The sequence below is a fragment of the Pseudomonas sp. P106(2024) genome, assembly GCF_057480815.1.
The window spans coordinates 51,812-71,693 of sequence record NZ_JBLIYU010000015.1 but is presented as its reverse complement, the minus strand read 5'-3'; the positions used below and the strand labels follow the sequence as shown (position 1 = coordinate 71,693).

Below are 19,882 nucleotides of genomic sequence, written 5' to 3'. Positions count from 1 at the left end.
CGGGGCGTTTTTTTTGCTTGGTGGAACCTCTGCGAGGCACGGCTAGTCTGTGTTGATACACCCTCAAGGAGCGCAGCACATGGACTTCATCCGCATCATCATCGCCATCATCCTGCCGCCGCTGGGCGTGTTCCTCCAGGTGGGGTTCGGCGGGGCGTTCTGGCTGAATATCCTGCTGACCTTGCTGGGCTATATCCCCGGGATCGTGCATGCGGTGTACATCATCGCCAAGCGCTGAGATCAAAGACCGCTCTGCAAGCATGATCAGCGTGGGAGCGGGCTTGCCCCGCGAACACCGGCGAAGCCGGTGCCAGGCACCGCCTCGCGGGGCAAGCCCGCTCCCACGCCGTTCCGGTTGAAGCCTGGAACGACGTTTGCCCTACCGGCCAAGCAACCGGCTGTAGAACCTCCACTCTTCCTCGAGCGCATGCGCCAGGTTCGCCGCCTGGCGCAAGCCATGCCGCTCGCCCGCGTAAAAATGCCCCTCTGCCTCGATACCATTGGCCTTGAGCGCCTCAAGCATGCTGCGGGTCTGCTCCGGCACCACTACCGCGTCCAGCTCACCCTGGAAGAAGATCACCGGCACCTTGATCCGCCCGGCGTGCAGCAGCGGCGTGCGCTGGCGATAACGCTCGGCATCGCGCCGGGGGTCGCCGATCAGCCAGTCCAGGTAGTCGCCTTCGAATTTGTGGGTGGCCCGCCCCAGCGCTTCGGGGTCGCTGACGCCGTACAGGCTGGCGCCGCCGCGGAAGACGTCCCGGAAGGCCAAGGCGCACAGGGTGGTGTAACCGCCGGCGCTACCGCCACGAATGAAGGCTTGGTCAGGGTCGATCAGGCCCTGGCCGGCAAGGTGGGCGACAGCCGCGCAGGCATCTTCCACATCACTCGCTCCCCAGTTCAGGTGCAGTGCCTGGCGGTAGGCGCGACCATAGCCGCTGCTGCCCCGGTAGTTGAGGTCGGCGACGGCAAAGCCGCGCTGGGTCCAGTACTGGATGCGCGGGTCGAGCACCGGGTAGCAGGCCGAAGTCGGACCGCCGTGAATGAACACTACCAGCGGCGATGGCCCGCCCGTGCCTTGCATGGCGGGGTAGAAGAATCCGTGGGCGGTGCCTTCGCCACTGGCGTAACGAATCGGTTGTGGAAGACTGATGTCCTCGGCGGGCAGCACCTCGGCGCCACCTGCCAGCACCTGGACTTCATGGCTGCGCCGGTCGATGGCGATTACCGCCGGTGGGCTGATCGGCGAAGCGGCTACGGCATAGAGCTGTCCGTCATCCAGCGCCAGGCCACGGAAACGCGTGTACGCACTGGCATAACGCTCCACCTCGCCATCGGCGCGGCGCAGCCCCAGTTGGCCGAAACCGTCCTCGAACCAGCTGGCCAGGTAGCTGGACGGGCCAAGGGCCAGCCAGGTGCTGGCGCCCAGTTGCCAGGGGGCGGCGGCATGATCGGCGGGCGCGGCGGGCAGGCGTTGCCAGTGTCCGTCGAGTTCGCCCCAGGGCTGCCAGAAACCGTCGCGGTCGGACAGGCAGTACAAGCGGCCTTGCTCATCGAAGCGCGGCTGTTGCAGCGATTCGTCCTGCCCGGCGATGCAGCATGCCGGGCCCCAGGCGCCAGAAGGTTCGCGTTCCCGACACATCAGGCGGGTGATGGTCCAGGGTTGGGCAGGTCGGTCCCATTCGATCCAGGCCAGTCGGCAGCCGTCGGGGCTCAGCGTGGGTGAGGCGTAGAAGTCGGCCCCTTCGGCCAGGATTTGCCGATGCTCCGTCGAGAGACTCACCAGGCGATGCACGACCTGTTCGCCATGCTGCTCTTCGACGGCCAGGACCTGGCCGGCCTGCCACTGCACATCGCCATGGCGGCAGTCGTCGGCGTGGGTAAGCGGGCGCGGTGGGCTGCCATCCAGGGCCTGCAGGTAGACCTGCTGGTCCTTTTCGTTGACGAACACCAGCCCGTCGTCGCCCAGGCAGAAGCTGCCGCCACCGTACTCATAGACCCGGCTGCGCACGCTGAACCCGTCCGGGGTCAGGCAGCGGGCCTGCCGATCGCGCCAGTGCCAGACCCGGCAGGCGCCATCGGCGGGGCGGAACTCGTTCCAGAACACCCCTTGCGCGCCGACCTTGAGCTCGGCGAAATCGGTGCCGGCGGCCACCGCCTGGGCTGCGCTGAACTCAGCCACGGGCGATGACATGGGAATTGCGCTCGTTGCGGAAGGTCATCTGTTCGATCTCCAGCGTTGCGTGTTCGGCCTCCTCGCGGGCCTTGAGGATGATGCCATGGTCCGGCGACTTGCCGCACACGGGGTCCGCCTTGCTGGCATCGCCGGTGAGCATGAAGGCCTGGCAACGGCAGCCACCGAAGTCCTTCTCCTTCTCGTCACACGAGCGGCACGGTTCGGGCATCCAGTCATAGCCGCGGAAACGGTTGAAACCGAACGAGTCGTACCAGATATGCCGCAGGTCGTGGTCGCGCACATTGGGGAACTGCACCGGTAGCTGGCGTGCGCCATGGCACGGCAGCGCGGTGCCATCCGGCGTGATGGTCAGGAACAGGCTGCCCCAGCCGTTCATGCAGGCCTTGGGGCGCTCTTCGTAGTAGTCCGGGGTGACGAAGATCAGCTTGCACGGCTTGCCTTCGGCCTTGAGCTTGTCCCGGTACTCGTTGGTGATGCGCTCGGCCCGCTCCAGCTGGGCGCGGGTCGGCAGCAGGCCCAGGCGGTTGAGGTGCGCCCAGCCGTAGAACTGGCAGGTAGCCAGTTCGACGAAGTCGGCCTCCAGGGCCAGGCACAGCTCGATGATGCGGTCGATCTTATCGATATTGTGCCGGTGGGTGACGAAGTTGAGCACCATCGGATAGCCATGGGCCTTCACTGCCCGGGCCATCTCCAGCTTTTGCGCGAAGGCTTTCTTGGAGCCGGCCAGCAGGTTGTTCACCTGCTCGTCGCTGGCCTGGAAGCTGATCTGGATATGGTCCAGCCCGGCCTGCTTGAACGCGGCGATCTTCTGCTCGGTCAGGCCGATGCCGGAGGTGATCAGGTTGGTGTAGTAGCCCAGGCGACGGGCTTCGCCGATCAGCTCGGTGAGGTCCTGGCGCACCAGCGGCTCGCCACCGGAGAAGCCGATTTGCGCGGCGCCCATCTCGCGGGCTTCGGCCATCACCTTGAACCACTGCTCGGTGCTCAGCTCCTTGCCCTGCTCGGCGAAGTCCAGCGGGTTGGAACAGTACGGGCACTGCAGCGGGCAGCGGTAGGTGAGTTCGGCCAGCAGCCACAGCGGCAGTCCTACCGGTACTTCAGGCGAGGGTGATCCAGTGTTCGGCACGGGCCACCTCCATGAATTGCTCGATGTCGTCGGCGACTTCGGGCACACCGGGGAACTGCCGCTCGAGTTCGGCGATGATCAAAGCGACACTGCGCTGGCCATCAATGAGCCCGCCGATCAGCCCGGCGCTGTCGTTGAGCTTGATCATCCCCTCGGGGTACAGCAGCACATGGCCCTTCTGCGCCGGCTCGTACTGGAAACGGTAGCCGGGGCGCCAGGCGGGCACCTGTTGACGGTCGAAACTCATAGGGCGATCCCCTTGTGCCAGACCCGCTCACTTGTGACGCTGTGATACGGCGGGCGGTTCAGTTCATAGGCCATGCTCATGGCGTCGAGCATGCTCCACAGGATATCCAGCTTGAACTGCAGGATCTCGAGCATGCGTTCCTGCCCCTCGCGGGTGGTGTAGTGCTGCAGGGTGATCGCCAGGCCGTGCTCCACATCGCGCCGGGCCTGGCCCAGGCGGGTGCGGAAGTACTGGTAGCCGGTCGGGTCGATCCACGGATAGTGCTGCGGCCAGCTGTCCAGGCGCGACTGGTGGATCTGCGGGGCGAACAGTTCGGTCAGCGAGCTGCTGGCGGCTTCCTGCCAGCTGGCGCGGCGGGCGAAGTTGACGTAGGCGTCGACCGCGAAGCGCACGCCGGGCAGCACCAGCTCCTGGCTGCGCAGTTGGTCGGGATCCAGGCCCACGGCCTGGCCGAGGCGCAGCCAGGCTTCGATGCCGCCGTCCTCGCCGGGCGCGCCATCGTGGTCGAGCAGGCGCTGGATCCACTCGCGGCGCACTTCGCGGTCCGGGCAGTTGGCCAGGATCGCGGCATCCTTCATCGGGATGTTGACCTGGTAGTAGAAGCGGTTGGCCACCCAGCCCTGGATCTGCTCGCGGGTGGCGCGGCCTTCATACATCGCCACATGGTAGGGGTGATGGATGTGGTAGTAGGCGCCCTTGGCGCGCAGGGCCTGCTCGAACTCGGCAGGGGACATCGGCGTTGCGTCGCTCACAGGGCCTCCTTACAACTCGATGTTCATGCCATCGAAGGCGACTTCCACGCCCCGGCGCTGCACTTCGGCGCGTTCCGGCGAGTCTTCGTCGAGGATCGGGTTGGTGTTGTTGATGTGGATAAGCACCTTGCGCTGGCGCGGGAAGCCATCCAGCACCTCAAGCATGCCGCCTGCGCCGTTCTGCGCCAGGTGGCCCATCTCGCGGCCGGTGCGGGTGCCGACGCCGCGGCGCTGCATTTCATCATCCTCCCACAGGGTGCCGTCGACTAGCAGGCAGTCGGCGCCGTGCATCATCTCCAGCAACTTGGCGTCGACCTGGCCCAGGCCCGGTGCGTAGAACAGCTTGCCGCCGGTGCGGGTGTCTTCCACCAGCAGCCCGAGGTTGTCGCCCGGGTGCGGATCGAAACGGTGCGGGGAATAAGGCGGCGCGGCGCTGCGCAGCGGGAAGGGGGTGAAGCGCAGGTTCGGGCAGGCGTCGATGACGAAGCTGCCTTCGAGCTCGATGCGGTTCCACACCAGGCCGCCGTTCCAGTGGCTGAGCATGTTGAACAGCGGAAAACCGGTGGTCAGGTCCTGGTGGACCATGTCGGTGCACCACACCTGGTGCGGGCAGCCCTCGCGCAGGCTGAGCAGGCCGGTGGTGTGGTCGATCTGGCTGTCGAGCAGGACGATGGCGTCGATACCGGTGTCGCGCAGGGCGCGGGCCGGCTGCATCGGCGCGAACGCCTGGAGCTGGGCGCGGATGTCCGGCGAGGCATTGCACAGGATCCAGTGCTCGCCGTCGTCGGACAGGGCGATGGACGACTGGGTGCGCGCGGTGGCGCGCAGGGTACCGTCACGGTAGCCCTTGCAATTGACGCAGTTGCAGTTCCACTGGGGGAACCCGCCACCGGCGGCGGAACCGAGGATCTGGATGTACATGGGTACTCTCTAGCCGGAAAGGTTAGCCCGAAAGCCATATCGGAAAAACACAAACGCCCCGGCGGGCCGGGGCGTCTAACTGCGCAGCCGTTTAACGGTTGGCGAAGTACATGGTCACTTCGAAGCCGATACGCAGGTCAGTGTATGCAGGTTTGGTCCACATGGGCTTGCTCCTTCCGGATGGGGTTTGGGGTGGTCGGCTCATTATTGGGTACTCCCCGCAGAGAGAGGTTCCATTGGCCGAGATTGCGCTATCTTACAAGAAAAATTTGTACCGAAAGGTTAATTCTTCGAAAAGCGCCATTGCATTTGCGGTAACAATCTCACCGTTTTTTCATAGCCATTCGGCGTCCGGGGCACTGGCATTGGCCAGGCACAACCAACCGTGCCTGGCATCGAGCAACTGCTGGAGCAACGCATCCAGCTGGCCTTGTTCGACATTGAGGATAGACCTTCGCATGCGCGACAGGTCGGCATTGTGTGTCGCGATATGTGCCTGCCAGGCCCATTGCGTGACATCGGCGTTGGTCATCGCTGTCTCGTCGAACTGATCGGCCAGCTGCGCTCGCGCCGCTGGGGCCAGCGCGACGCCCTCGCGCAGCAGGTCCAGCAGATGGCCCAGGATCTGTGCGTGGCTGGCGTGCGGCGATTGCACGCCGAACAGCAGCCCGCCGTAGCCTTCGATCTGACGAAAGGCGCTGAACACGGCGTAACCCAGCTGCAGCTCGACGCGCAGACGCTGATAGACCGGGCCTTGCAGCACGTGGGCGAGCAGTCGACCGGCGGCCTGCAGATCAGCCGGCAGCGGGAAGAACAGCAACAGCGCGGGCTCGCTGCCCGAAGTCGGGATCTGCCGCCAGTGGCGTCCGAGGATCGGGCGCGCTGGCGAGGGGGCGATCGGTTGTCCCATGAGGCCTTGCAGTGCCGTGCCCAAGGCGCCCTGTTGGGCGGGGGCGAACCCTTGCGCCAAACCCTGCCAGCGGGCTTGCTGCCAGAGTGCGTCGAGCCGCGGCTGGTCCAGGGTGCAAGCCGGCTGCGGTTGCTCTTCACCCATCAGTAAAGCGTCCGGCAGTGCCTTCAGCAGCGCACGGATCGGTATCAGCGGCGCTTCGGCTGCCGCTGGCGAGTACCAATGCTCCTGGGCTGGCGTGCGCAGCAAGGTCAGGGCCTCGTGCGTGGCATTGATCACGGCCAGCGGGTACCCCGCGAGACGCAACTGCCAGTAGTCGCCAATGGCCTCGAAGCCCAGTCGCAACGCTGCCTGGTCGGCACGCTCGCGCAGGGGTTGCAGACTATATTGCAGAACGACCTGCATGCGCTGACGCAGCGGCGAAGGAATGTGCCAACGCAGGTCGAGGCTCGCAAACTGACGAGAGGGCGGCAGGCAGCCACCGAGACCAAGTCCTGCTGGCAACGGCGTGTCGATCATGGGAAGTTCGGTTGCCAGCAGCGCTTCAACTGGGGGCAAATGCCAGTCTCCGGCATTCGAGGAAGGCAGGTCCCACAGCAGTGCAGCAAAGGCTTCCACGCCTTGTGTCCCCAGCCCTGCGAAAGGCCGGCCGGCACTGTCGCGCTGGGCCAGTTCCATTGCGCTGGCGGCCTGTTCATGGCGTTGCTGCAGGCGTGCGAAGCGGTCGTTCAGCGGCTTGTGGTCCTGTTGGCGCAGAAAACCCAGCCAGCCGTGCAGCAGCTCCCGAGTCTCGGTCAGGCAGGCCTGGTCCGACAGTTCCAGCTGAACATGCCAGAGCAACTGCCCGGCATGGGCGTGGAGTTGTTGCGCCTTGCAGCCCTGCAGCCAGCCGCGCTGGCGCAAGGCATCCAGCCAACCGCCGGGTCGGCTGTCGGTGAGCTGGGCCAGCAGCAGCTCGAGCGCCTGCTCTGCGCCATCCGGCAGTCCATCATGGGCGAACAGCAGGTCGTGGCGCTTGCCCCATGCGCCTGGTGGGTGCAATGGCGCGTCGAGCAAGGCGGGTGGCCGTTGCCGGGCGACGCTTTCGCCCTTGGCGAACAGACCACCGAACTGCCTGCCCAGGTGCGCCAGCTCATCCAGCGGCTGCGGGCCGGCCAAGCTCAGGGTGAGTTGCCCGCCCTGGTAGAAGTCGTGGTGGAACTGCCTCAGCCCTTGCTGGAAGGCCTGGCTTTCCAGCGGCAGGCTGTAACGGTTGCCGGCGTGGAAGCCGGTGAGCGGATGGCGCGCCGACACCGACTGCAACAAGGCGAACTGACGCTGGGCCTCGGGGTTGCGCGACCAGGCGATGAACTCGGCATGGATCACCTCGCGCTCGCGGCGCTGGCGTTCGATGGCGAAGTCCGGCTCGGCGAGCATCTGGCACAGACGCTCCAGCCCACCGGCCAACGCTGTGGGGGGCACGTCGAAGAAGAAGTCGGTGGTGCGTTCGCGGGTACTGGCGTTGACTTGGCCACCCAGGCCCTGGACGTAGCGCATCAGGCCGTCGTCCAGCGGAAAACGCCTGTTGCCGAGGAAGAACAGGTGTTCGAGAAAGTGCGCCAGGCCCGGCCAGCGCGCGGGTGCGTCATGGCTGCCGGCATGCACCCGCAACGCCGTCGCCGCACGCTTGAGGCGTGGCGCGTGGCGCAGGGTCAGGTGCAGGCCGTTGGCGAGGGTGAGGTGGCGAATGGCGTCGGACATGACGCCATGCTAGCGTGCAATGCCGAGGTTGTCTGTTCTGGCCCTGTCGCTGTTAATGCAGATCCCGACGCAGGTCCGCCAGGTAGGGAAACGCCTCCCGACCTCTCAATACCCGCTCGCGTTGCAGATCCGCCAGCAACAGCCCCTCTTCGTCCCCGGCCATCGCCAGCACATCACCATCCGGCCCGACGATGCTGCTCTGCCCGCAGTATTGGATCTCGCCTTCGCTGCCGCAGTAGTTGGCGTATACCAGATAACACTGGTTCTCCTGCGCCCGCGAGCGCACGGTCACCTGGCAGACGAAGTCGTAAGGCGCCATGTTCGCCGTCGGCACCAGGATCAGCTCGGCGCCGTTCAGCGCCAGGCGTCGGGCGTTCTCCGGGAATTCGATGTCGTAGCAGATCAGCAGCCCGACCTTCCAGCCGTCCAGCTCGACCACCGGAAAGTGATCGTCGCCCGGGCTGAACATCGAGCGGTCCAGCTCGCCGAACAGGTGGGTCTTGCGGTAGTTGCACAGGCTGCGGCCATGGGCGTCGATCAGTTGCACGCTGTTGTGGATCGACCCGTCCTCGGCCCGTTCCGGATAGCCGTAGACGATGGCGATCCGGTGCGCCTGGGCGATCTCGACGACACTCATGGCCGAGGGGCCGTCCTCGGCCTCGGCCAGGCGTTCCACCTGGTCCAGGCCGATGTTGTAGCCGCTGAGGAACATTTCCGGGCACACCAGCAACTGCGCACCTTGGGCGGCAGCCTGCTGGGCCTGGTGCTGCAGGCGCTCGAGATTGCCGGGCACGTCCAACGGCTTGGGCGTGCCCTGGAACAGGGCGATGCGCATGGCGCTACTCCTTCGCTCAGTCGGCCAGGGCGATCGGGCCGATCTCGTGGAACACATCGCCCGGGCCGGGGTTGTCCGGGTGGGTCTGGCCACCGAAGTGGTTCATGATACCCCACACGGCATTGAGCGAAGTCTGCACAGCGCCTTCCACCCAGGCCGGGGTCCACGACACGTCGTCACCGGCGATGAAGATGCCGCGCTGTTCGGCGGGCATATCCTGTTGCATGAAGTGCGCGTACATGCGCTGGTTGTAGCGGTAGTGGCCCGGCAGCGCGCCCTTGAAGGCGCCGAGGAAGTGCGGGTCGGCCTCCCACGAGATGGTGATCGGGTCGCCGATGATATGCCCGGCGATATCGGTCTTGGGGTAGATCTTCTTCAGCGCGTCGAGGGCCAGCTGCACGCGCTTTTCGGTCGGGTGCGGCAGCATCTTCAGGGCGTCGCTCATCCACGCGTATGACAGGCAGATCACCCCAGGCTTGTCGTCGCCGTTGTCGAACAGGTAGGTGCCACGGGTCAGGCGGTCGGTGAGGGTCATGCTCATCAGGTCGCGGCCAGTTTCCGGGTCCTTGTCCTTCCAAAACGGCCGGTCGACCATGACGAAGGTCTTCGACGACTGCATATAGCGGGTGCGGTCCAGGGCCATCCACATCTTTTGCGAGAACAGCGACTCCTCGCAGTCGATCTGGGTGGTCAGCAGCCAGCTCTGGCAGGTGGTGAGCACCGCCGCGTAGTGGCGCACGTCGCCGTAGTTGTCGGTGACCGCCAGGCGCCCGTCGCTGGCCCGGGCGATGCGCTTGACCCCGGTGCGTGGCGCGCCGCCGTGCAGGCCGCTGAGGCTGGTGCCGGCCGGCCAGTGGGCGCAACGTTCCGGCACATGGCGCCAGATGCCCTGCGGCACCTGCTCGACGCCGCCGACCACCAGGTGCTGGTGATCGTCGCAGTTGGTCATCACCACGCGGAAGATTTCCAGCATCGAGTTGGGGAAGTCCGAGTCCCAGCCGCCGGTGCCGAAGCCGACCTGGCCGAACACCTCGCGGTGCTGGAAGCTCAGCTTGGCGAACGAGCGCGAGGTGGCGACGAAGTCATAGAAGGTGCGGTCGTCCCACAGCGGCACCAGCTTGTTCCACAGGTCCTTGAGGCGCGGCACGTCGCGGTCGCGGATGGCCTGCTGGATATCGCCGAACTGCGCGCCGCTCTCCAGGGCGTCGGCCCAGGCGTCGGCCACTTCGTGGAACAGCTGCGGCAGGTCGGCGGATTTTTCGGCGTAGTAGGTCTGGCCTTCCAGGTCGATCACCGTGCTGCCCGAAGCCGGGGTCAGCGGGTTGGGGAAGGGCCTGGTCTCAAGGCCAAGCTTGTCGACGTAGTGGTAGAACGCGGTGGACGACACCGGGAAGCGCATGCCGCCCAGTTCGGCGACGATGCCGTCGGTGCCGTTGAACGCCTGCGAGCGCAGCCGGCCACCCAGCTTGGAGGCCTCGTACACCACGGGCTTGAGGCCCAGCTTCATCAGCTCGTAGGCCGCCACCAGCCCGGCGATGCCACCACCGACGATCGCCACCTCTTCGCCATGGCGCTCCTTGGGGATGCTGCCCAGGCCGGCCGGGTGCTCCAGCCAGTCGTCGAAGGCGAACGGGAAGTCGGGGCCGAAGATGGTGATGGGTTTCTTGCCGTCGGCGGGGTGGCGGTTTTTCTTGTTCATGTAATGACCTTGCCAGGGGCTGCGCAGGGGGCGGAGCCTGAGTATAGAGAATGCCTGGTGGCCATTTTATGAAGTGGGGTGTTCGTTATTAAGGTGCAGATTGGCGTCGTTATGTGATTTGTTTCGTCATAGTGTTCTATTTTTTGCAGAAAATGACGATTTTAACCCGGTATCAGCTGCTCTCTTTGTGGGAGCGGGCTTGACCCGCGATCACCGGCGAAGTCGGTGCCATACACCGCATCGCGGGGCAAGCCCGCTCCCACAAAATCTGCTTCGCGCTGGAGAGAATCAGCTTGGTCCTACAGAGACATGTAATAACAGGAAGTATCCTACGAGCCATGTAGCCTCGGTCTGGCAGTTTGGGAGAACCCTTCGCGGTTAACTTCGGCCGGTCACCGCCTATTCGGTGATCGGGCGTGAGAACCCGGCGATCAAATTGGAGGCATGCTGTCATGGCAGCTGTGCGCGGGCAGGTTCTGCCTGGCCGGAATGTAGCCTCCAACTTCGCCGGTTCTCACCCCGCGCATGGCTGCCACCCATTCCCGTGAGAAGGTTGCGTGGCGGCCTTCTTGAGCCGGTAATGGAGGCAATACCCATGAAGAAGATCGTCCCCGACCCACCCCTCGCCCTGAACCCAACCACCGAGCAGTCCTTCTGCTCCTGCCAGTCCAGTCATCCCCCCATCTTCACCGTGCGCCCCGGCGTCGATGCCGCCGACGCCCTGGTCCACGCCAGCATGCTGGCCCGGGCCATCCAGGAAATCGCCGACGACTACGCCCAGCACCATGCCCCCGAGGCGGGGCGGGCGATGATCTGGTCGATCCTGCATTCGGCGGAAACGGTGCGCGCGCTGTTGGAAGGGCTGCTCGACGCGATGGAGGCTTGATGGTTGGGGCCGTGGTCAGCCCGGCTGGCCGCGGTCTACCTTGCTGCTGAGGATGATCGACGTGGTGGTCTTCTCCACCCCATCCAGGCTGCCGATCTGGTCGAGCAACTGGTCCAGTTGCTCTGGCGAATCACTGTTCAGCCACGCCACATAGTCGAACTCGCCACTCACCGCGCACAGTTGCTGTACCTGGCCCATGGCGCCCAGGCGGCGCACGATGTCCTTGCCCGAGCGTGGCTGCGCCTTGATCCCCACGTAAGCCTGCAGCCCGCCGCCCAGCAGGCGCTGGCCCAGGCGCACGCCATAGCCGGTGATGACCTTGCTCTTCTCCAGCCGCGCCAGGCGCGAGTTCACGGTGGTGCGGGCGATGCCCAGCTGGCGGGCGAGGGTGGCGACGCTTTCGCGGGCGTTGATCTGCAACAGGGCGATCAACTGGCGGTCGATTTCGTCGAGGGTGATGGCGCGGGCGTCTGGCATGGCGAGTCTCGGCAGTGGGCCCGCTAGACTAGCCAGCACCGGCCGCGGAGGGCAAGACGCTAGATGGCAGTGTGGCTTTGAATTACCCAATCGGCCGCGCTTTCTACAGGGTGGCCCATTGCTCGGATCAAGAGTGTACCGGGTGGAGCGTGATTTCTGCGTCCAGTTTCTGGCTGGCCTCCAGGCACCAGCGGTGCAGCGCTGAGTCGATCGCTACTTTGTCCGCTAGTTGTGCCAGGGGAACTGCTTTGGCGAAGCAGCGATAGCCTGGCTTGTCTTGGTCGTTGACCTCTCCATCAGCTGGGTAGCTGATAGCCGACCAGACGTTCCAGTACCAGTTGCCCGGTGCTGGCACATCACAGATGACTACCGAAATCAGCAGCTCGCTCTCTGTTGCGACGACCGGCGTGTCACTGAACTGGCCAGTGTATTTGTTGTACCCCGTATCGCTGCGCACCCAGGCTCCGAACATCAGGTCACCCTTGAGGTGGGTGTGTGGTTTATCGGCCTGATTCTGCGGGCAGCGTAACCAGATCACCGAAAGGTCATAGAACGGCAGGTAACGCAGGCCACTGGCCGTGCGATTTTCAAGGCCGGCCACGCTTTGTGGCAGCGAGTGGACGTACGCTTGGTGATAGTCCTTGGCGCCCAGACGGTCGCGGATATAGCCCAGCAACTCGAACATCCGTTGTTGATAATCGGCGAGCAATCTATAGGCGCGACGCATGTCGAGCAGTGCGTTGTTCAGAGGATCGGTCATGCAAGGCTCCATGCCGCGAAAGCACCAGGTGGCGTTTCAATGTGAACCGGTCGCAAGGCGTCGAGCCATTGCACCGGATGGGTTTTAAGGTTGTGCCAGGCATAGCACCGTGAAAGATCGTCGAGCAAACGCTGGCCGCCTGTGGATCCTTCTGCCAGCTCGTTTTCCACCACCTGGAACAACTGCTGCCAACTGCGGCAAACCAGATTGAATGTTTTCTGGGGCTGGCCATTCAGTTCATTGTGCAGTGCATCGAGCAACAGCTGACATGTCTGTGTAGACGTATCCTCAAGCCCTCCCAGCGTCAGCAGGATGCTGGCTGCTTCCAACTGGCCGCCGTGCCAGCCGGCTCTGAGCTCGCGTGCCAACTGCTCGGGCTCCTGCTGGCGGCAGTGATCGTAGCGCTTGGCCTCAATTACAAGGGTGCGCTTACCGTCGCTCATAACCACGTCGGGCTCTACGCGTTTAGCCTCGGGTAGGTACCAGGAGGGCCAGAAGGCAATGCTTTCCAGTGGGCCGAACGGCTCACCAAGCAACGCTTCGAAGATGGCGCAGAACTGTACGTCAGGCAGGTAGGCCAAGCGTTCGAAGAGCGTGGACGTCAACACATCCTCGGCGCCTTCGCTACGTTCGATTGCAAGCGCCTGATCGAGTAGGCCGGTACCCCGTTTCTTGCCGGCTAGTACGGCGTTGAGCATGACGGTTCCTTCGTCTGGGTCGATGTGTTGGCAGGCCTCATTGCGAGATGCCGTGATGGCGGCGTCATCCTAGCAAGGACTATCGCGTAGTGCTTGTGTCCATTTGTCATTCTCGCAAACATGACAAAGCCGCGCCAATGCGCGGTTTTGTCATGTTTGCGAGAATGTAAAGGTCGTCGATGGTCACCGCGCAGCGCTGGTCTGCGCCGTGGTCGCACAAGGCGACTTCAGGCCGACAGTCATGCTCTCGACGTTGTCGAGCATCTGGTTGCCCTGGTTGACCTTCTGGGCGTTCTCCGCCAACTGCATGCGCTGGTCATAGGTGGCCGAGGTGCCATTCATGCTGTGCTTGGTTTCCAGCACCGAGTTGGCGATGCTCAGCAGGCTGCGGCCGGTGGAAATCAGGTTGTCGGTAGCGCTGGGCGTGCAGGGCGCATTGCCGCCGGCCATCTGGCTGGGCTGCTGGCCCTGGTTGTAGGAACCCGGCGCCACGCAACCGGCAAGTGTTACCAGCATGGGTGCAATGAGCAGGGCTCCAAGCGTTCCTTGGATATTCATGTGTCGTTCCCTCGATCACTGGGCTCCGACTCGGTGCCGAAGCGATGGAGGGATTCTAGAAACGTGGCATCGGCGGCGAAATAGAACGGGTGTGCTAAAGGCATTTTGCCGCTGCCACCGGTGCCTGCCTTGCCATGGGAGAAGTACGAAATTTGCGCCTGCACAAGCGGGCAAGTTGCAGGACGTCATGCAAAAAAAACCGCGCAACTGCGCGGCTTTTTCATTTCTGGTGGGCCCACACGGACTCGAACCGTGGACCAAAGGATTATGAGTCCTCTGCTCTAACCGACTGAGCTATAGGCCCTCAGCAGGAGCGCTGGATTATAACGAGGGTTTCGATAGGGTGCCATCCGAAAGATCCGTTTGTGCTATGCGAAGAAAGGTCGCCGCGAACTCGTCCGGCGGCAGCGGCAGGCTGACGATGTAGCCCTGGATCTGTTCGCAGCCTTCGGCGGCCAGGAAGCGCTGCTGCGCCTGGTTTTCCACGCCCTCGGCAATGATCGTCAGTTGCATGCTGCGGCCCAGGGCAATGATGGCGCGGGCAATGGCGGCGTCGTGGGGATCGTCGGGCAGGCCGCGGATGAACGACTGGTCGATCTTGAGGATGTCCAGCGGCAGGCGCTTGAGGTAGCTGAGTGACGAGTAGCCGGTGCCGAAGTCGTCGATGGCCAGCTGAACGCCCAGCAGCTTGAGCTGGTGCAGCACACTCAGCGCTTCCTCGGCCTGGCTCATGATGAAGTTCTCGGTGATCTCCAACTGCAGGTCGCCGGCCTTGAGCTGGTAGCTGCGCAGCAGCTGTTCGATGCGCCGGGCCAGGTTGGGCTGGCGCAACTGGGCGCCGGCCAGGTTGATCGAGAGCGGGCCGAAGGCGTGGTAGGCCTTCTTCCAGGCGTGCATCTGCCGGCAGGCCTGCTCCAGCACCCAGTCGCCGAGCTGCAGGATGGTGCCGTTCTCCTCGGCCAAGTGGATGAACTGCTCGGGCGGCACTTCGCCGAAAGTGGGATGGGACCAGCGGACCAGCGCCTCGGCGCCGACCAGGCTCTGGGTCTTGAGGCTGAACTTGGGCTGGTAGCACAGGCTCAGCTCGTTGCGCTCGATGGCGCGGCGCAGCTCGTGTTCCAGGGCAATGCGTTCGCTGGCCTGGGTGGTGAGCTCGCGGGTGTAGGCCTCGACGCGGTTGCGACCCTTGGCCTTGGAACGGTACATCGCGGCGTCGGCGTTGCGGATCAGGCTGGCGACATCGGTGCCGTCCTGCGGGTACAGGCTTATGCCGATGCTGGCGCTGGTGAAGAATTCGTGCTCGCCGGCCTGGAATGGTGCATGGAAGCCGGCCAGCAGCTTGTTGGCGATGGCGCTGGCATCGCTGGGTTTGTGCAGGCCGGGCAGGAGGATGATGAACTCGTCGCCGCCGAGGCGGGCCACGGTGTCCACGTCGCGCACCTGCTCCTTGAGGCGCTGGGCGATGCCCTTGAGCAGCAGGTCGCCCACCGGGTGGCCGAGGCTGTCGTTGATGTGCTTGAAGCGGTCGAGGTCGAGGAACAGCACCGCGCCCTGGCGGTTGGACACCTGGGCGCAGGTCAGCGCGCCCTGCAGGCGGCTTTCGAACAGGGCGCGGTTGGGCAGGCCGGTGAGCGGGTCGTGGTGGGCTTGGTAGTCAAGTTTGGCCTGGGCGTGCTTGAGGCTGGAGATATCGGCGAACACGGCGACGAAGTGGGTAATCTCGCGCTCCTGGTTGCGCACGGCGCTGATGGTCAGCCAGCCGGGGTACAGCTCGCCGTTCTTGCGCTTGTTGAAGATCTCGCCCTGCCAGTGACCCTCGGCGGTCAGCTGGTGCCACATGGCGGCGTAGAAGGCACTGTCGTGCTGGCCGGAGGCGAGCAGTCGCGGGGTCTGGCCGAGGGCCTCGATCTCGCTGTAGCCGGTGATCTCGCTGAAGGCGCGGTTGACCGCGCTGATGCGCTGGTCGGTGTCGGTGATCAGCACCCCCTCGGCGGTGTTCTCGAACACCGTGGCGGCCAGCTGCAGCTTTTCCTGCATCAGGTGGCGCTCGGTGATGTCGCGGGCGATGGTCAGCATGCAGTCGACGCCGCCGATCGGCAGTGGCCGGGCGGACAGCTCGCAGAGACGGATCTGCCCGTCGCTGCGACGGATATGGCAGCTGAAATCGCGCACGAATCCGTCGCGCTGCAGTTGGTCGACCAGGCGCTGGCGCTCGTTGAGGTCGACCCAGATGCCCAGGTCCAGCGAGGTCTGGTCGACCGTGGTGCTGATGTCGTAGCCGGTCAGGCGGCAGAAGCCTTCGTTGACCTCCAGCAGCAGGCCGTCGCTCTGGCGCGACAGCAGCAGGCCGTCGGGGGAGGCGTGGAAGGCCTTGGCGAACTTCTCTTCGGAGGTCTGCAACTGTTGCTGGGTTTCCTTGAGCTGGCTGATGTCGCGGATCGCTACCACCAGTGCCGGCATACTGTCCAGTTCGAAGGTTTCGGCCGAGGTCAGGCCGGTGAACAGTTCGCCGTTGCTGCGGCGGAAGGTCATTTCCAGGTTGCGAATGCCGCCCCGGTGCAGGCGTTCGAGCAGCGCCGGGCCGGTGCCGGCCACGCCCCACAGGCCGAGCTCGGTGGCGGTGCGACCGATCACCTGGGTGGGGCTCAGACCGATCAGCTCCTCGAAGGCTTCATTGACCTCCAGCAGGCAGCCATCGCTGTGCCGGGCTATGACCAGGATGTCCGGACACTGCTGGAACACCGAGGCGAACTTCTGCTCTGACAGGCGCAGGGCATCCTCGGTGTGCTTGGTTTCGCTGATATCGATCATCAGTCCGCGCATCAGCGGCTTGTGGCCGTGCTCGATCATGCTGACGATATTGCGTACCCACAGGGTGTGGCCGTCGGCGCGGATCACCCGGTAGTCGAGGCTGTGGTCGCGCCCGGCTGCCGTTTCGCTGTCGCAGTAGGCCTGCGCCCAAAGGGCGTCCTCCGGGTGCAGGATGCTGCGCCAGAAGCCGGGCTTGAGCCATTGCGCCGTGGGGTAGCCGAGCAGGTCTTCGGCATGGGGCGAGACATAGCTGTAGCTGAAGTCGTTGGCGTCGGCTTCCCAGGCCACCGCCGACAGGCTCTCGACCAGGCCGCGATAGTGGTACTCGCTGCTGCGTAGTTCCTGCTCCAGGGCTATGCGCCGGGAAATCTCCGAGCTCAGGCGCCGGTTGATGCGGATCACCACCGCCAGTATGGCCATCAGCACCAGCACCGCCGGCAGGCCATAGAGCAGGACATCGTGCCAGAAGGTCCGCTGATCGACGACGTTGCCCACCCAACGTTGCTGGATACGGCTGACTTCACTGCTGCTCATGTCGGCCATCACCTTGTCGAGGATGCCGACCAGCACCTTCTGCTGCCGGGGCACGGCCATGGCCAGCTGGTAGCGGTACGGTGTCTCGCCGCTGACATACAGGCCGTCCAGCTTGAGCTGGCGCAGGCTCCAGATGCTCGAGGCAAGGTCGCCGACCACCGCGTCCACTTCGTCGGTGGCCAGGGCCTGCAGGGTCGAACTGACATTGGGCATGGCCACCAGGTTGAGGTCGGGGTGGTGGGTGCGCAGCAGCTCGTGGGGGGCGTAGTTTTCCACCACGGCGATCTTCAGGCCGTAGAGGTCCTTGAGGTTGCGTGGTTGCGCGCCGCCGGAGTGGGCGAGGATGACGATCGGGAAGTCCAGGTAGGGGCGGGTGAAGGCCAGGTAGTTCTGGCGCTCCGGAGTGGACATGATCCCGGGGAGCAGGTCGAGGCGATTGCTGCGCGCCTGTTCGAGCACTTCTGTCCAGCTGCTGGGCTCGATCGGCTTGAGGGTGACCCCCAGACGTTCCTGGATCACGGCGATGTAATCGGCGGCCAATCCCTGGTAGCGACCTTCCTGGTCGCGGAATTCGAACGGCGGCCATGAAGCATCGACGCCCAGGCGCAGCTCGGGGTGGGCGCTGAGCCAGGCTTGTTCCTCGTCGGTCAGGGTCAGGGCGCCGGCCGTTGTGTTCCAGGTGAGCAGGAGCAGCAACAGGAAGGCCGGCATCATGGGCATAGCGGCCTCTCGATCAGGGGGTCTGATTCGAGTGTAGACGGGCATTCCACCCGCTGGGTAGACAGTGGCAACGACCTTCTGTCACATAAGAAAAACCCCGGCCTGGGCCGGGGTTCGTCTTTACTCGTCGAGGAAGGAGCGCAGATGCTCGCTTCGCGTCGGGTGGCGCAGCTTGCGCAGCGCCTTGGCTTCGATCTGACGGATCCGCTCGCGTGTCACGTCGAACTGCTTGCCTACCTCTTCGAGGGTGTGGTCGGTGTTCATGTCGATGCCGAAACGCATGCGCAGCACCTTGGCTTCACGTGCGGTCAGGCCCGAGAGCACGTCACGGGTCGCTTCCTTGAGGCTTTCGACCGTGGCCACGTCGATCGGGGACTGCATGGTCGAGTCCTCGATGAAGTCGCCCAGGTGCGAATCTTCGTCGTCACCGATCGGGGTTTCCATGGAGATCGGCTCCTTGGCGATCTTCAGGACCTTGCGGATCTTGTCCTCAGGCATCTCCATGCGTTCGCCCAGCTCTTCCGGGGTCGGTTCGCGACCCATTTCCTGCAGCATTTGCCGGGAAATGCGGTTGAGCTTGTTGATCGTCTCGATCATGTGCACCGGGATACGGATGGTGCGCGCCTGGTCGGCGATCGAGCGGGTGATCGCCTGGCGGATCCACCAGGTCGCATAGGTCGAGAACTTGTAGCCGCGACGGTATTCGAACTTGTCCACCGCCTTCATCAGGCCGATGTTGCCTTCCTGAATCAGGTCGAGGAACTGCAGGCCGCGGTTGGTGTACTTCTTGGCGATCGAGATCACCAGACGCAGGTTCGCCTCGACCATTTCCTTCTTGGCGCGGCGGGCCTTGGCTTCGCCGATGGACATGCGACGGTTGATGTCCTTGATCTCGGCGACGGTCAGGCCGGTCTCGGTCTCGAGGTCGATCAGTTTTTGCTGGCAGGCGACGATGGCGGCGTCTTTCTCACCCAGGGCGGCGGCCCACTTGGTGTTGCGCTTGGCCAGGTCACCGGACCAGGTCTGGTCGGTCTCGTTGCTCGGGAACAGGCGCAGGAAGTCGGCGCGCGGCATGCGGGCATCACGCACGCACAGCTGCATGATGGCGCGTTCCTGCTGGCGCAGACGGTCCAGGGCGCTGCGTACACGCTCGACCAGTGCGTCGAACTGCTTCGGCACCAGCTTGATCGGCATGAACAGGTCGGCAAGGGCCTGCATGGCGCCGATGCTGTCCTTGTGGCTACGACCGTGCTTTTTCAGCACCTTGAGGGTGTCGATCAGCTGATCCTTGACCGCACCGAAACGCTGCGCGGCAACGACCGGATCCGGACCGCTTTCGGCCTCTTCCTCGTCATCGCCGTCGGCGTTTTCTTCGTCTTCTTCGTCTTCCTCTTCCTTCGCGGCAGCGGCCTTGGCACCTGGAATCGGCACTTCTTCGGTCGGCGCGGCGATGTTGTCATCAGGGTCGATGTAACCGCTGAGAACGTCAGACAGACGGCCACCTTCGCTGGTGACGCGATCATATTCGCCGAGGATGTAGTCGACGGTGCCCGGGAAGTGAGCAATGGCGCCCATGACTTCACGGATGCCTTCCTCGATACGCTTGGCGATTTCGATCTCGCCTTCGCGGGTCAGCAGTTCGACGGTACCCATCTCGCGCATGTACATGCGCACCGGGTCGGTCGTGCGGCCGATATCGGTCTCAACTGCCGCCAACGCGGCTGCGGCTTCTTCGGCTGCGGCTTCGTCGGTGTCGGCTTCCGCCAACAACAGGGCATCCGCATCCGGAGCACTCTCGAATACGTTGATCCCCATGTCGTTGATCATGCGGATGATGTCTTCCACCTGTTCCGGATCTGAAATATCCTCAGGCAGGTGGTCGTTGACCTCCGCGTAAGTCAGGTAGCCCTGCTCACGACCGCGGGTGATCAACTCTTTGATACGAGATTGCTGTTGCGCTTTTCCGGACATAACACCCTATCCACTGAAGGTCTTGGCGGGCAAAAAACAAGCC

At 64.3% G+C, this 19,882-nt stretch carries 17 protein-coding genes and 1 tRNA gene; 2 read left to right on the top strand and 16 right to left on the bottom strand.

What is annotated here, in order from left to right; genetic code table 11:
- Positions 1-79: 79 nt before the first annotated feature.
- A complete protein-coding gene (locus AC25M7_RS20905; RefSeq protein WP_009681539.1) occupies positions 80-238 on the top strand; it encodes a YqaE/Pmp3 family membrane protein in 159 nt (52 codons plus the stop codon).
- 141 nt (positions 239-379) lie between these two features.
- Here the strand turns inward: AC25M7_RS20905 and AC25M7_RS20900 are convergent, their stop codons facing one another.
- From AC25M7_RS20900 to AC25M7_RS20860, 9 genes are all read right to left on the bottom strand, one after another.
- Positions 380-2,191: a S9 family peptidase gene (locus tag AC25M7_RS20900; RefSeq protein WP_486971409.1), complete on the bottom strand. Its 1,812-nt coding sequence runs from the start codon at positions 2,189-2,191 to the stop codon at positions 380-382.
- The gene (gene pqqE, locus AC25M7_RS20895) at positions 2,172-3,320 is read right to left on the bottom strand and encodes a pyrroloquinoline quinone biosynthesis protein PqqE (protein ID WP_028689058.1); all 1,149 of its coding nucleotides are present in this window, start codon (positions 3,318-3,320) and stop codon (positions 2,172-2,174) included. The genes AC25M7_RS20900 and pqqE overlap by 20 nt, the downstream gene beginning before the upstream one ends.
- On the bottom strand, positions 3,292-3,567 hold the full coding sequence (pqqD, locus tag AC25M7_RS20890) for a pyrroloquinoline quinone biosynthesis peptide chaperone PqqD (RefSeq protein WP_028689057.1): 276 nt from the start codon (positions 3,565-3,567) through the stop codon (positions 3,292-3,294). Before pqqD ends, pqqE begins: the two co-directional genes overlap by 29 nt.
- Positions 3,564-4,301, bottom strand: a complete 738-nt coding sequence (gene pqqC / locus AC25M7_RS20885; RefSeq protein WP_175406172.1) for a pyrroloquinoline-quinone synthase PqqC — start codon at positions 4,299-4,301, stop codon at positions 3,564-3,566. Before pqqC ends, pqqD begins: the two co-directional genes overlap by 4 nt.
- A 27-nt stretch (positions 4,302-4,328) precedes the next feature.
- On the bottom strand, positions 4,329-5,240 hold the full coding sequence (pqqB, locus tag AC25M7_RS20880; protein WP_028689055.1) for a pyrroloquinoline quinone biosynthesis protein PqqB: 912 nt from the start codon (positions 5,238-5,240) through the stop codon (positions 4,329-4,331).
- A gap of 91 nt (positions 5,241-5,331) precedes the next feature.
- A complete protein-coding gene (gene pqqA, locus AC25M7_RS20875; RefSeq protein ID WP_003243383.1) occupies positions 5,332-5,403 on the bottom strand; it encodes a pyrroloquinoline quinone precursor peptide PqqA in 72 nt (23 codons plus the stop codon).
- Positions 5,404-5,574: 171 nt separating this feature from the next.
- Complete coding sequence (pqqF, locus tag AC25M7_RS20870; protein WP_232853228.1) at positions 5,575-7,890, bottom strand: pyrroloquinoline quinone biosynthesis protein PqqF; 2,316 nt, start codon at positions 7,888-7,890, stop codon at positions 5,575-5,577.
- A 52-nt stretch (positions 7,891-7,942) separates the two neighbouring features.
- Entirely contained in the window at positions 7,943-8,725 is a 783-nt protein-coding gene (locus AC25M7_RS20865) for a carbon-nitrogen hydrolase family protein (RefSeq protein ID WP_062362948.1), read from the bottom strand.
- A gap of 16 nt (positions 8,726-8,741) precedes the next feature.
- Positions 8,742-10,424, bottom strand: a complete 1,683-nt coding sequence (locus tag AC25M7_RS20860; protein ID WP_028689052.1) for a flavin monoamine oxidase family protein — start codon at positions 10,422-10,424, stop codon at positions 8,742-8,744.
- Positions 10,425-11,019: 595 nt separating this feature from the next.
- Here AC25M7_RS20860 and AC25M7_RS20855 point away from each other — a divergent pair.
- Positions 11,020-11,310 (top strand): DUF3077 domain-containing protein, encoded by a 291-nt coding sequence (locus AC25M7_RS20855; RefSeq protein WP_028689051.1) that lies wholly within the window; start codon positions 11,020-11,022, stop codon positions 11,308-11,310.
- Positions 11,311-11,325: 15 nt separating this feature from the next.
- On the opposite strand, the gene AC25M7_RS20850 is transcribed toward AC25M7_RS20855, so the two are convergent.
- From AC25M7_RS20850 to rpoD, 7 genes are all read right to left on the bottom strand, one after another.
- Entirely contained in the window at positions 11,326-11,787 is a 462-nt protein-coding gene (locus tag AC25M7_RS20850; protein WP_028689050.1) for an Lrp/AsnC family transcriptional regulator, read from the bottom strand.
- A gap of 127 nt (positions 11,788-11,914) precedes the next feature.
- Positions 11,915-12,547 carry a hypothetical protein gene (locus AC25M7_RS20845; protein WP_062362951.1) on the bottom strand — a complete coding sequence of 211 codons (633 nt, stop codon included), beginning with the start codon at positions 12,545-12,547 and terminating at the stop codon, positions 11,915-11,917.
- Entirely contained in the window at positions 12,544-13,245 is a 702-nt protein-coding gene (locus tag AC25M7_RS20840) for a hypothetical protein (protein WP_028689048.1), read from the bottom strand. Before AC25M7_RS20840 ends, AC25M7_RS20845 begins: the two co-directional genes overlap by 4 nt.
- Before the next feature lie 183 nt (positions 13,246-13,428).
- Entirely contained in the window at positions 13,429-13,803 is a 375-nt protein-coding gene (locus AC25M7_RS20835) for a hypothetical protein (protein WP_028689047.1), read from the bottom strand.
- A 227-nt stretch (positions 13,804-14,030) separates the two neighbouring features.
- A tRNA-Ile gene (locus AC25M7_RS20830) sits at positions 14,031-14,107 on the bottom strand.
- A gap of 17 nt (positions 14,108-14,124) precedes the next feature.
- Positions 14,125-17,868: an EAL domain-containing protein gene (locus AC25M7_RS20825; protein ID WP_028689046.1), complete on the bottom strand. Its 3,744-nt coding sequence runs from the start codon at positions 17,866-17,868 to the stop codon at positions 14,125-14,127.
- Between the two features lie 120 nt (positions 17,869-17,988).
- Positions 17,989-19,839: an RNA polymerase sigma factor RpoD gene (gene rpoD, locus AC25M7_RS20820; RefSeq protein WP_028689045.1), complete on the bottom strand. Its 1,851-nt coding sequence runs from the start codon at positions 19,837-19,839 to the stop codon at positions 17,989-17,991.
- Between the last annotated feature and the right edge of the window lie 43 nt (positions 19,840-19,882).